Source organism: Caulobacter sp. FWC2 (assembly GCF_002742625.1).
GTDB lineage: Bacteria > Pseudomonadota > Alphaproteobacteria > Caulobacterales > Caulobacteraceae > Caulobacter.
The window spans coordinates 1,491,742-1,501,967 of record NZ_PEBF01000001.1 but is presented as its reverse complement, the minus strand read 5'-3'; the positions used below and the strand labels follow the sequence as shown (position 1 = coordinate 1,501,967).

Here is a 10,226-nt window from a genome sequence, read left to right as displayed (position 1 = left end):
CCCGGAAAGTGGTCAGCCCTTGCTGGGGGCCGTCATGGTCAGAAGGTGTTCGGCGTCGAGGGTCATGACCGCGCGCCGTTCCCAGGGCTCGAGGCGGACGCCCTCGTCGCGCTCCCAGGCCTGGATCTCCAGGCGCGAAAGGCGGGAGGGACCGAACCCGCCTGACTGGCGGGTCTGGCAGAGGTCGGCGTACCAGGCCCAAAGGTGGGCCACGTGCGGCGACAGCGGCGGCGGGTTGGCGAGCCGCCAGCTGGCCTCGGGATCGCCTTGGCGAGCTAGGCTCTCGAGGTGGGTCCGGAGCGGCTCGCCGTCGTCCTGGCGCGCGGCGAGCTCGAACTGCTCGCGGGCGTGGGCGATCAGGCCGCGGACTTGCCCGGCATAAAATTTCCGAGGGTGTTCGACGCCGTGGTGATCTGTTCGGCGATCTCGGAATTGCGGCTGACCAGGCGGAAGGCGTTCTCGGCCGACCACTCCTGCTTGATGCCGCGCCAGCCGACCAGGCGGACCGCGGTCAGGCGGTGACCGAAGGCGATGTCGTCCTCGATCGGGGTGAACTCCGCCTTCTCGGGATTGCTGCGTCCCGTCATGGCGGCGGCCACGGCCTGCTTCTTGCGGCGGTCGTTGACGAGGCGGTTGACCTCGGACTGCACCTTCTCGGACTGGCCGCCCAGCACCTGCAGGAAGACGCCGGAGCCCGAGCCGTCGGCGCGGATATATTCGACCTCGAACGGGGTGTCGCCGGCGGAGACGGCGTCGAGGTCATTCAGGTCGAACAGGGTTTCGGTCGAGAACTTGGTCATGGGTCTGTCCTTGGAAAAGGACGGCCGGGCGCGACCCGGCCGCTAAGTCGAGGGGGGACTTCGGGAGGGAGAGAAGAAGAGCCGCGCCGGTTAGGCGGCGCTGTCCTGGATGGCGATGATGGTCTGGTCGGTGGCCAGGGCCGCGCCGCCGGCGCCGTTGATCTGGGCCGTGAACGGATAGGTCCGGATCACCGCCTTTTCGCCGTCGTCCGGGGTATCGCCGGTCAGCTTGATCATCGGCAGGTTGATGACCACGAAGTCGGCGTTGGGCGTGGCGTCCTCGGTCACCGCCAGCACCAGCGAGGTGGTCGAGCGGCCTTCGAAGATGGTCTGCAGGGTCACGTTGTCGAACTTGGCGGTGAACGAACCCGACACGGCCAGGCGGCCGCGCTGGATGTCGTCGACCACGTTCGAGCCCACCACGGCGTCGCTGTGGGCGGCGTTGCCGTTGATGGTCACCTGGGCGCCGGTCACGTTGGTGACGGGAACACCGTTGACCAGGACCACGCCGTTCACGGCTGTCAGGATGTCGGTGACCGTCTCGGCCGTCGGCGTGGTCAGCACCTGGGCCGCGCCCAGCGTGCGGATGCGGCCGACAGTGTCGAGGCTGATGGTGGCGTTGCCGGTGGCCGGAAGGTTCAGGGCCGCCTGGCCGACCTGCTGGTCGGAATAGGCTTCCGAGCGGCCCAGGTCCGGATACCACTCCTCGAAGGTGTAGTAGTCGTTGGTGTGGCCCGACAGCGGGACCAGCGACTTCTTGCCGGTGACCGCGACCGTGGCGCTGGCGATGTTGGCCTCGGCGAACATGGCCGAGCCGTTGACCACACGCACCGTGGCGATCGTGGCCGTGAGCGTGATGATCAGCAGGTTCTTCTGGGTGTTCAGCGCGTTGAAAGCGCCGGCGGTCAGGCGGATGACGTCACCGATCTTGAAGCCGTCGGTCAGGTACGAGCCGGCCGAACGGGTCAGGGTCCAGTTCTGACCCGAGGCGGCGACGCTGATCGTGGCGCCGGTGGCCGAGACGCCGGCCGTCATGTCCTTGCGCAGCAGCGAGCCCATGAGGGCGCCGTAGGTGCCCGGCGACAGCAGGCCGTCGATCTTGCCGGCCGGCTTGACCACGCCCAGGCCGACGCCCGTCGACTGCTGGTGGCTGACGATTTCGTTGCTTTCGAAGGTGTCCGGCGGGGCCTGGAACACCGAGCTGGTGCGGCGGACGACCTGGCCGCCCGAGCCGGCGGCGGGCGCGCCGAGGCCGGTCTGCTTCTTGTAGACGGTCTTTTTATTGATGCCCTGGGCGACTGCCATGGGGTCTTCTCCTGAGACGTTATCGGGATGGGTGGATCAGACGAGGCTCCCAAAGAAGGCGACCTGGGGCCTGTCCCTTCGGGCGGAGACCGCCGTCAGCTGGTGATCGTGGCCAGGAACGGGACCTGGACAGGGACGAGGTAGCGGTCGCCCTCCAGGATCGCGGCCAGGATGATGGGCGTGCGGGCGACCGCAGTGGTCAGGCCGTCGGACGTGAAGGCGGCGCCGCGATAGAAGGTCGAGCGCAGCAGCTCGATGCGCGCGGCGGCGTCGGCCGGACCCGCGCCCTGCGGGTAGCAGAGGGTCACCACGAACAGGCCGCCCTGCTGGAAGCTTCGGCCGTACTCGGTGTTGACCGGCTCGGTGAAGGTCATGGAGACGCGCTGGTAGGGCGTTCCCGAAACCGGCGTGTAAGTGGTGTTCTCCCAGGCCGTGGCCAGGGCGGGGCTCATGGCGGCCAACGCCGTTTCCAGCGCCGCGCGGATCTTCAGCACGCTCATCGGCGGCGCTCCCCCATCAAGACTGGCGGGATCGCGGCGCGCGGAGGCGATACGGGAGCCATGGGGCTCCCGGCGGCGAGGACGAGGATCATGTCGGAGGTCCCTGGATCAGCGGACGAGACAAAGAACCCGCCCTCCGGGGAGGAAGAGCGGGTTCACGGGGCCGACCGGCTCACGCTTCATCGAGCGCGCCGTTTCGGAAGAACAGGAAGGTCTGGAGTTCAGTCTCCGGAGGTCTTGATCGCCGCTGAAGGCGCATCTCCGAGACTGTTTTGATTAAACCCTTTACCTTCCCGGCCGTAAATCTATTTGTTCATGAAATGTTCTTGATTTGACGATCGCGCGCGATCTGCTTGGCCATGGCCACGACGAGATCCAAAGCCTTGATCAGGACTTCGCGATTACGAGCTAAAGCGCGGCCGGCGCCCCATACGGACAGGCTGTTCCCCTCGCCCGCCACCGAGCGCAGCAGGCGCAGGGCCATCGGCGTGTCGGCCAGGCTCATCGCCACGGCCCTGTCGGCGCGGGCCACGAAGTCCAGCATGCGGGCGCGCCGCAGCCGCGCGGCGACGAAGCGGTCGTTGTCGTGACCGCCGCCGCTCCCTGGCTCCAGGCCGGCGACGCGCAGGTCACGGCCCCGGGCTTCGAAGCCGGCGCGGTACAGCAAGGCGACGGCGTAGTGGGCGTCGTTGATGTGGCCGCTCTGGCGCAAGCTACGCAGGCCGTCGCGGCTGGAGATCCGCAACGAACCGCCGTCGACCTCGACCGCCTCGCCCCGCGCCCGCGCCAGGGCTGCGGTCTCGACCAGGCCCGCGGCGATCTCGGACTCTTCGGTTCTCGCCCGCTGGACGCCGGCGATGCGCAGCACGGCCTCGCGCGCCGCCTGACGGGCGGCGGGACTGATCGCCAGGCCCGCCGCGCGGTCGGCGCGGGCCAGGTCTCGAAGCTCGGCCGAGGTCAGCCCCTCGGGCCGGATGAACTGGACGGAAATGATGGTTCCCCTTTCTAGATGGTCAGCGCCCGAAACGGACGCCGCGTCGGCTGTCGGCCAGGGCGTGGCGGCGGGCCTCGCCGGCGCAGACCTGGGCGACGAAATCGTGGCCTTCGCTTTCGGCCAGCATCCGGCTGGCGGCGCGAATGATCGCGCACAGCATCGGCTTGCGCGGCCCGCAGGCGCGGACGGCCTTGTCGATGGCGCCCTCGGCGATCTCGTCCTGGAGCCCGCCCATGGGTCTAGGCTTCCAGCGCGGTCCGGCCGGCCGGCGTAAGGCCGATCCGGCAAGGCCGGCCGCCCAGGCGCTCGACAAGGCCAAGCAGACGGGCGGCCTGGGCGCGGTCGCTGCCGGCCGACAGGCTGACAGCCATCTCGTCGGCCAGGTCGGCCAGGGTCAGGGGCCCGTCGACCAGCGCCTCCAGCACCGCCAGGACCTTGGCGGGAGGGACGGGTTCGGCGGGCGCGGTCCCGAACAGGCGGGTGCGGATCGCTTCGGACACGGCGTAGCGACAGGGGCGCGGATCGCCCATCAGCAGAGCGGTCAGGACGGCGCGCGGCGGACGGCGGTCGGCCTCGGTGCGGCGCGCGACATAGCCCGGCACAGGGGCGTGGACAGGCGCATGACCGGCGTGACCGGTCGCGTGGAGCGAAATCATCTGGGACTTCCTGCGGCTAGGCCGATGAAGGGAATTTCGTGGAAAGCCGCCCGGCTCGCGTCGCCAGGGCGGAGTTCTCGGAATATCCAATTTGTACCAAATGCAAATTTGCATGGCAAGCAAATTTTGTGTTTAATGCGTGGACATTCCCTTTCGCACTCACTCCCGGATTTGCATGACCCCCGACCGGCAGGCCAAGGCGAAGCAGCGCGCGAAGACCTTCATCCGCGCCTGGCGCAAGCATCGCGGCATGAACCTGGAGCAAGCCATCGAACGGCTGGAGCTTGAGGTCGGATATCCCTATTCGGTCGCCCAGCTCTCGCGCGTCGAGCGCGGCGAAACCGGCTATTCCCAGGATGTGCTGGAGGCGTTGGCGACCATCTATCGCTGCGAGCCCGCCGACCTGATCATGCGCGATCCCGCGGCCGGGGAAGCGATCTGGTCGATCTGGGACCAGTTGCAGCCCGTGCAGCGGAGCCAACTTGTCGAGATCGGCCAAACCCTCAAGAAAGCTGGGTAATTCCCGCTCAGTCCAGCGCCAGAATCTCGCCCTGGCGCTCAATCAGCCTGGGCTTTCCCCAAAGGCCCGATAGCGGCTCGCCGCGCACCCGATAGAGCGCCACGCCCGAAGATCGCCGCGCCAGAACCTGCATCTCACGCCGCGCCTCCTCTTCGAAATAGCACTCCCGAACCTCGGTCGGCCGGAGCAGTCCACCCCGCCGCCCGAAGGCCTGTACGCAGAAACGCGTCACCGAGAACACGACAACCTCCGCCTTCAACACCCCTACTCTGCACGCCTCCTTCGGATGAGTCGACCGGTCGCGACCGCACATGCGTCCGCGTTTGACGCAGGTTAATTTTTGCACTGAAGGCAAATTGTCGCCTCTTCCGCGTATTTGCATGGGCAGCAAATCGGCGCGCCGCGACAGAGCTTCAAGACCTGTTCATGCACGCCTTCCTGGGTCCCAACGACTATCACCGTCAGCACGCGCCCGCCGGCGGCGCGGTGCTGAGTCGCGCGTCATCCTGGGCCAAGTCTAACTGGAGGTCGTGGCCGAGCCGGTGGCCGGCGACGAGAACGGCGTCCACACGCTGAAGCCCCTGCGCGCCCGCGACGCCCCCGACGCGGCCGGCTACCAGTTCGCCCAAGCCCGCGGCCTGATCGTGCTGGACACCCCGATCGGCCTGGTCGCGGTGCTGCCGATCGGCGTGTGCCAGGTCTCGTCGGAGATCGTCACCGCCGAGGTCGGCGTCACCGTCCGCAAGGGCGAAGAACTGGCCTACTTCCAGTTCGGCGGTTCGGACATCATCGTGCTGTTCGAAGCCAAGTCCAACGTCAGCTTCGTCGCCCAGCCGGGGGTTCACTACAAGACGGCCGTGAAGATCGCGGACGCGTATCCGGTGGTGTCAGAAGGACCGATTGAAGGTTTTGGTAGGCCCGGAGGGACTCGAACCCCCAACCAGACCGTTATGAGCGGTCGGCTCTAACCATTGAGCTACAGGCCCGCGCGGATACGGGTGAACGTACGCGAGAGCGGCGGATTAGCATGAGCCGAACGCGGCTTAAAGCTCCGGTTCAGGTTGAAGCTGTCATCAGAGAACGCATAGCTGTCCGGCGACGCTTCCCTGTCCCGACGGCCCTGGAGAAAAGAACGATGACCAACACCGCTCGCCGCCTGACTTCGATCGCCCAATCCCCAGTCCTGGCTGCCCTGATCGGTGGCGTGCTGCTGATGGGCGCCGCCGCTCCGGCGCTGGCCCAGACCGGCGCCGACTCGGCGTTCAAGGCCACGACCTTCAGCCTGTCGGCCTATGGCGAGACCCGCGTGGCGCCGGACATGGCCACCATCACCCTGGGCGTGCAGACCGAAGCCCTGACCGCCGGCGAGGCCCTCAAGGCCAACGGCGCGCGCATGAACCAGGTGATGGCCGCCCTGAAGAAGGCCGGGATCGCCGAGCGCGACGTCCAGACCTCGAACCTGAACCTCAACGCCCAATACGCCTATGAGCAGAACCAGCCGCCGAAGCTGACCGGCTACCAGGCGTCGAACCAGGTGACGATCACCGTCCGTGACCTGGCCAAACTGGGCGCCACGGTGGACGCCACGGTCAATGCCGGCGCCAACACCGTCAACGGCATCAGCTTCGGCCTCATCAACCCGCAGGCCGCCGAGGACGCCGCGCGCCTGGAGGCCGTGAAGGCCCTGCAGGCCAAGGCCGAGCTCTATGGCCGCGCCACCGGCTACAAGGCCGTGCGCCTGGTCAATCTGAGCGAGGGCGGCGGCTACTCGCCCCCGGCCGCGCCGATGCCGGTGTTCGCCATGGCCAAGCGCGAGATGTCCGACTCGACCAGCATCGCGGCCGGCGAACTGAAGGTCCGCATCGATATCAGCGCGACGTACGAAGCCGCCAAGTAGGGCTCCGACCCGCGCCTAAGAAAAGGCCGCCGCCGGGATCCCGGCGGCGGCTTTGATGTTTTTAGAAGCCCGCCTTCTTGAAGGCCTGCTCGACGCGTTCCTTGATCTCCAGCCCTGGCAGCGCCTTGTCGCCTTCCATGACCGCGACATAGGTCAGGTCGCGCGGCGGCTTGCCCTCGCCGGTCGGCACCGGGCCGATGGACCAGCCCACCGTGGCGCCGGCGGGGCCGCCGCTGGCGCAGCTGAGGAAGCGGGCCGGCTTGCCCACATTCGCCTTCAGCAGGGTCTCGGCCGTGGTCTGCGCGCCGTCGCAGGACGGCAGGTTGCGCGAGCAGGTGACATAGCCTCCGCCGCGCCACACCAGCTTACCGCCAGCGTCGGCGATGACGACGCAGGTCGAGGGCGAGCCGATCGACTTGCCGACCGACTGGGTCAGGACCGCCTCGTCCACACCCGTCGGCAGCTTCGGCGAACAGGCCGAGAGGCCCGCGGCGGCCAGAACAACGAGCGCGATACGACGCATCAGGCGGCCTTCTTGATCAGGTTGCCTTCGTCCAGCAGCACGACGGTCGGCGCGTAGTTGCGCGCCTCTTCCGCGGCCATCTGGCAGTAGGTGACGACGATCACCAGGTCGTTCTTCTGCACCAGGCGGGCGGCGGCGCCGTTGACGCCGATCACCTTCGAGCCGCGCGGGGCCTCGATGGCGTAGGTGGTGAAGCGGGCGCCGTTGGTGATGTTCAGAACGTCGACCTGCTCGTTGGGCAGGATGCCCGAGGCGTCCAGCAGGTCGCGGTCGATGGCGATCGAGCCTTCATAGTCGAGGTCGGCCTGGGTCACCGTGGCGCGGTGAAGCTTGGCCTTCAGCATGGTGAGCAGCATGGCGGGGGACTTTATCCCTTTGAACTGAATTGAACTTTCAGGGCCGCCACACACAAGGCCCGAAACAGGTCACGCCATATAGACACGAACCCACAACCGTTCAATCGCACCTGGGCGCGAGACCAATGGTTAACACCACGCGCTTTTCGCGCTAGGGTTTGAAAGAACGCGGTTCTGTGGGGGATACCATGCGTCATTCAAGAGGGTGGGCGATGGCGGGGACCGTCGCCGTGAGCGTGCTCGCGGGCGCGGCCTGGATCACAACCGGAAAGGCGCAGACGCGGGATGCGACCGGCGCGCCGACTCCCGGTGCGGCGGCTATCCGTCCCGGGATCGCGGCGCTGGTGGCCCGTCCGCGCGGCCGGGTGGACTGGCAAGGCGCCGTCGGCGGCCTGCGCCAGTCGGCCAATGTCGGCGAGAGCCTGGCGACCAACCTGAACCGCGAGCAGGTCGACCAGACCGCCGTGCCGATCCTGCTGCCCCAGGACGCCAAGCTGACCGCCGGGGCGCGCATCTACAGCTTCGGCGACTATTACACGATCACCAGCAACACCACCGGAGGCCGCGTCTCGCTGAGCGGCACGACCGCCACGGTGCCGATGCCGGCGTCCAAGCCGCTGAAGATCGAGACCGGGCCGGAGATGCTGACCGTGCAGCGCACGGTCGACGGCCAGCTGGCCAGCTTCGTGCGCTACGGCGTGCTCTACTCGGTGGAGATCCGCTGCGACGCCGCCAGCGACCCGCGCTGCGCCGACGACAACTACGTGCTGGGCCTGGTCGGCAAGACCACGGCGGTGGTGATGGGCAAGGCCGCCCGCGAAGCCGCCGGGCTGGGAGGCTGACCATGCGCCTCACCCGGCTCCTACTGATCGCCGCCCTGGCCCTGGCGCCGCTGGCCGCTTGCGACGACACCACCAAGCCTCCGGCGCCCGGCGAGACGCCCAAGCCGCCGTCGCCCGAGCCCGGCCCGCCCCAGCCCGATGACACGCCAGCCGACGGCGGGGCCGAGCAGCCCTCCAGCGAGCCCGTGCCACCCAGCCCCAATCCCGCGCCGCAGCCGGCCGATCCGCCTGCTCCCACACAGGCCACCTTCGACCACGCGCCGGCCGGCGCGATCCCGGCCGGCCAAGGTCCGGGCTATCTGGACCGCACGGTCTGGTCGCCCAACATGTGCTGGCCGCTGGCCGAGGCGGGCTTCCCCAATTCGCAGGTCTACGGTCCCGGCGGCGGCATGGGTCCTGCTGGAAAGCCCAGCCAGTGCGACACGCTGAACTACAGCCTGCCCTGGCATGACACCTTCTGCGAAGCCCGCTCGCGGACGAACCCGCTGTGCGCCGGGTCCGGCACGGGCCACCAGGGCCAGGACATCCGCCCGGCCACCTGCAAGAAGAACGAACACTTCGCCGTCGCCGCCGAGGCCGGCACGATCACCGACATCGGCTCCTACAGTGTCACCCTCGTGGCCAAGGCCCAGCCGCACTACACCTACCGCTACCTGCACATGCAGATGTCGACCCTGGCGGTGAAGGAAGGCGATCAGGTCGTCAGGGGCCAGAAGCTGGGCAAGGTGTCGAATGACTTCGGTGGCACGCCGACGACCATCCACCTGCATTTCGAGCTGCGGGCGGGCGTGACGGGCGCGACAACCGACGGCAAGCCAATCGCCCTGCTGACCTTCGTGCCGCCCTATCTGAGCCTGGCCGAAGCCTACCAGCGCAAGCTGAACGGACAGGCCTGCGGGAGCTAGCTTACGGCTGCCTTCAGGAAGGCGGTCATGTCGGCGAACAGGGTCGACTTGCGGCGGAAGGGCCGCGACAGGGCCAGCACGGTTCCGGCGTGGTCGAGGTCCGCATAGTGGCGCTCCTCGACCCTGGCGCCCTTGTCGCGCAGGGCGGCGGCCAGCTTGCGGGTGTTGCGCGGGCGAACGGTGGTGTCCTTGTCGCCGGTGGCCAGGAAGACGGGCGGCGCATCGGCGCGGGCGTAGCGGGTGGGCTGCGTCGCTTCGAGATCCGGCGCCTCGCCGAAGGTCTGGCGCGTGATCGGACCATCCAGCGGCAAAAAGGCGTACGGACCCGACAAGCCGGCGAAGGCCTTGATGACTCCCGGCTTCACCCCCGCGGCCGTGAGGTAGTGCATGTCCAGGGCCAGCATGGCCGCGTTATAGGCCCCAGCGGAATGGCCGATCAGGACAATGCGACCGGGATCGCCGCCCAGGGCCGCGGCATGCTCGACGGCCCAGCGCACGGCCTGGGCGCCGTCGTCGATGAAGCTGGGATAGCGCACTTCCGGATACAGCCGGTAGTCCGGGACCAGGGTCAGGAAGCCCTGGGCGGCGATGGCCCGCGCGGCCCAGCCGTAGTCCTGGCGGCGACCACTGTCCCACGAGCCGCCATAGAAGAAGATCGCCACCGGCGCCGGGCCTTGAGCCACTGGCGGAGCGTAGACGTCGATGCCGCCGCGCGATCCGGTCGAGTAGCGCGCGCCCTTGTCCTCGACCCTGGCCGCATCCTTGGGCGTAAAGGTCGCGAACAGCGACAGCGGCGAGCACGCCGAGGTCATCGCGGCCGTCAGGGCGGCCAGTCCCACACGTCTCGTCACCCGCATTCCCGCCACGCCGCGCCTCCGCTGCTGTTCACCGCTAAAGCTACGAACGCGCGAAGCTTTCGGACGCTCAC

Annotated in this window: 16 protein-coding genes, 1 tRNA gene and 1 pseudogene; 6 read left to right on the top strand and 12 right to left on the bottom strand. The window is 68.3% G+C overall.

The window, feature by feature from the left end:
• Nucleotides 1-12 precede the first annotated feature (12 nt).
• From CSW62_RS07335 to CSW62_RS07305, 7 genes are all read right to left on the bottom strand, one after another.
• Nucleotides 13-213 (bottom strand): hypothetical protein, encoded by a 201-nt coding sequence (locus tag CSW62_RS07335; RefSeq protein ID WP_099576495.1) that lies wholly within the window; start codon nt 211-213, stop codon nt 13-15.
• 143 nt (nt 214-356) lie between these two features.
• Nucleotides 357-800: a hypothetical protein gene (locus CSW62_RS07330; protein WP_099576494.1), complete on the bottom strand. Its 444-nt coding sequence runs from the start codon at nt 798-800 to the stop codon at nt 357-359.
• Nucleotides 801-890: 90 nt separating this feature from the next.
• Complete coding sequence (locus CSW62_RS07325; protein WP_099576493.1) at nt 891-2,105, bottom strand: phage tail tube protein; 1,215 nt, start codon at nt 2,103-2,105, stop codon at nt 891-893.
• 95 nt (nt 2,106-2,200) lie between these two features.
• Nucleotides 2,201-2,605 carry a phage tail terminator-like protein gene (locus CSW62_RS07320; protein ID WP_099576492.1) on the bottom strand — a complete coding sequence of 135 codons (405 nt, stop codon included), beginning with the start codon at nt 2,603-2,605 and terminating at the stop codon, nt 2,201-2,203.
• Nucleotides 2,606-2,918: 313 nt separating this feature from the next.
• Complete coding sequence (locus CSW62_RS07315) at nt 2,919-3,473, bottom strand: hypothetical protein (protein ID WP_099576491.1); 555 nt, start codon at nt 3,471-3,473, stop codon at nt 2,919-2,921.
• Between the two features lie 145 nt (nt 3,474-3,618).
• Nucleotides 3,619-3,834: a hypothetical protein gene (locus tag CSW62_RS07310; RefSeq protein ID WP_099576490.1), complete on the bottom strand. Its 216-nt coding sequence runs from the start codon at nt 3,832-3,834 to the stop codon at nt 3,619-3,621.
• Between the two features lie 4 nt (nt 3,835-3,838).
• A complete protein-coding gene (locus CSW62_RS07305; RefSeq protein ID WP_099576489.1) occupies nt 3,839-4,255 on the bottom strand; it encodes a hypothetical protein in 417 nt (138 codons plus the stop codon).
• A 175-nt stretch (nt 4,256-4,430) separates the two neighbouring features.
• On the opposite strand from CSW62_RS07305, the gene CSW62_RS07300 reads away from it, so the two are divergent.
• A complete protein-coding gene (locus CSW62_RS07300; RefSeq protein WP_099576488.1) occupies nt 4,431-4,775 on the top strand; it encodes a helix-turn-helix domain-containing protein in 345 nt (114 codons plus the stop codon).
• 7 nt (nt 4,776-4,782) lie between these two features.
• Here the strand turns inward: CSW62_RS07300 and CSW62_RS07295 are convergent, their stop codons facing one another.
• Nucleotides 4,783-5,016 (bottom strand): hypothetical protein, encoded by a 234-nt coding sequence (locus tag CSW62_RS07295; RefSeq protein WP_143324353.1) that lies wholly within the window; start codon nt 5,014-5,016, stop codon nt 4,783-4,785.
• Nucleotides 5,017-5,201: 185 nt separating this feature from the next.
• Here CSW62_RS07295 and CSW62_RS27415 point away from each other — a divergent pair, with 185 nt between their 5' ends.
• Complete coding sequence (locus CSW62_RS27415) at nt 5,202-5,351, top strand: phosphatidylserine decarboxylase (RefSeq protein ID WP_199170533.1); 150 nt, start codon at nt 5,202-5,204, stop codon at nt 5,349-5,351.
• Nucleotides 5,306-5,581 (top strand): annotated as a pseudogene (locus CSW62_RS27410) (phosphatidylserine decarboxylase); the annotation flags it as partial. The gene CSW62_RS27415 and the pseudogene CSW62_RS27410, both read left to right, overlap by 46 nt.
• A gap of 104 nt (nt 5,582-5,685) precedes the next feature.
• On the opposite strand, the gene CSW62_RS07285 reads toward CSW62_RS27410, so the two are convergent.
• Nucleotides 5,686-5,761: transfer RNA gene (locus tag CSW62_RS07285), tRNA-Ile, on the bottom strand.
• A 149-nt stretch (nt 5,762-5,910) separates the two neighbouring features.
• Between CSW62_RS07285 and CSW62_RS07280 the strand changes: the two genes are divergently transcribed.
• Nucleotides 5,911-6,672 (top strand): SIMPL domain-containing protein, encoded by a 762-nt coding sequence (locus CSW62_RS07280; RefSeq protein ID WP_099576486.1) that lies wholly within the window; start codon nt 5,911-5,913, stop codon nt 6,670-6,672.
• 61 nt (nt 6,673-6,733) lie between these two features.
• Here CSW62_RS07280 and CSW62_RS07275 read toward each other — a convergent pair whose 3' ends face one another.
• Both CSW62_RS07275 and panD read right to left on the bottom strand, forming a co-directional pair.
• Nucleotides 6,734-7,195: a hypothetical protein gene (locus CSW62_RS07275; protein WP_099576485.1), complete on the bottom strand. Its 462-nt coding sequence runs from the start codon at nt 7,193-7,195 to the stop codon at nt 6,734-6,736.
• On the bottom strand, nt 7,195-7,551 hold the full coding sequence (gene panD, locus CSW62_RS07270; RefSeq protein WP_099576484.1) for an aspartate 1-decarboxylase: 357 nt from the start codon (nt 7,549-7,551) through the stop codon (nt 7,195-7,197). The genes CSW62_RS07275 and panD overlap by 1 nt, the downstream gene beginning before the upstream one ends.
• Nucleotides 7,552-7,727: 176 nt before the next feature.
• Here panD and CSW62_RS07265 point away from each other — a divergent pair, with 176 nt between their 5' ends.
• Nucleotides 7,728-8,393 carry a hypothetical protein gene (locus CSW62_RS07265; protein ID WP_199170532.1) on the top strand — a complete coding sequence of 222 codons (666 nt, stop codon included), beginning with the start codon at nt 7,728-7,730 and terminating at the stop codon, nt 8,391-8,393.
• A 2-nt stretch (nt 8,394-8,395) separates the two neighbouring features.
• Nucleotides 8,396-9,298 (top strand): M23 family metallopeptidase, encoded by a 903-nt coding sequence (locus tag CSW62_RS07260; RefSeq protein ID WP_099576482.1) that lies wholly within the window; start codon nt 8,396-8,398, stop codon nt 9,296-9,298.
• Here the strand turns inward: CSW62_RS07260 and CSW62_RS07255 are convergent.
• The gene (locus CSW62_RS07255) at nt 9,295-10,155 is read right to left on the bottom strand and encodes an alpha/beta hydrolase (protein ID WP_369827433.1); all 861 of its coding nucleotides are present in this window, start codon (nt 10,153-10,155) and stop codon (nt 9,295-9,297) included. The two genes, CSW62_RS07260 and CSW62_RS07255, sit on opposite strands and share 4 nt — an antisense overlap.
• Nucleotides 10,156-10,226: the final 71 nt, after the last annotated feature.

Excerpts from the sequence above, each read along its gene's own strand:
- CSW62_RS07330 (WP_099576494.1), bottom strand. The coding sequence starts at position 800 with ATGACCAAGTTCTCGACCGAAACCCTGTTCGACCTGAATGACCTCGAC.
- CSW62_RS07325 (WP_099576493.1), bottom strand. The coding sequence starts at position 2,105 with ATGGCAGTCGCCCAGGGCATCAATAAAAAGACCGTCTACAAGAAGCAG.
- CSW62_RS07320 (WP_099576492.1), bottom strand. The coding sequence starts at position 2,605 with ATGAGCGTGCTGAAGATCCGCGCGGCGCTGGAAACGGCGTTGGCCGCC.
- CSW62_RS07310 (WP_099576490.1), bottom strand. The coding sequence starts at position 3,834 with ATGGGCGGGCTCCAGGACGAGATCGCCGAGGGCGCCATCGACAAGGCC.
- CSW62_RS07305 (WP_099576489.1), bottom strand. The coding sequence starts at position 4,255 with ATGATTTCGCTCCACGCGACCGGTCACGCCGGTCATGCGCCTGTCCAC.
- CSW62_RS07300 (WP_099576488.1), top strand. The coding sequence starts at position 4,431 with ATGACCCCCGACCGGCAGGCCAAGGCGAAGCAGCGCGCGAAGACCTTC.
- CSW62_RS27415 (WP_199170533.1), top strand. The coding sequence starts at position 5,202 with ATGCACGCCTTCCTGGGTCCCAACGACTATCACCGTCAGCACGCGCCC.
- CSW62_RS07280 (WP_099576486.1), top strand. The coding sequence starts at position 5,911 with ATGACCAACACCGCTCGCCGCCTGACTTCGATCGCCCAATCCCCAGTC.
- CSW62_RS07275 (WP_099576485.1), bottom strand. The coding sequence starts at position 7,195 with ATGCGTCGTATCGCGCTCGTTGTTCTGGCCGCCGCGGGCCTCTCGGCC.
- panD (WP_099576484.1), bottom strand. The coding sequence starts at position 7,551 with ATGCTGCTCACCATGCTGAAGGCCAAGCTTCACCGCGCCACGGTGACC.
- CSW62_RS07260 (WP_099576482.1), top strand. The coding sequence starts at position 8,396 with ATGCGCCTCACCCGGCTCCTACTGATCGCCGCCCTGGCCCTGGCGCCG.
- CSW62_RS07255 (WP_369827433.1), bottom strand. The coding sequence starts at position 10,155 with ATGCGGGTGACGAGACGTGTGGGACTGGCCGCCCTGACGGCCGCGATG.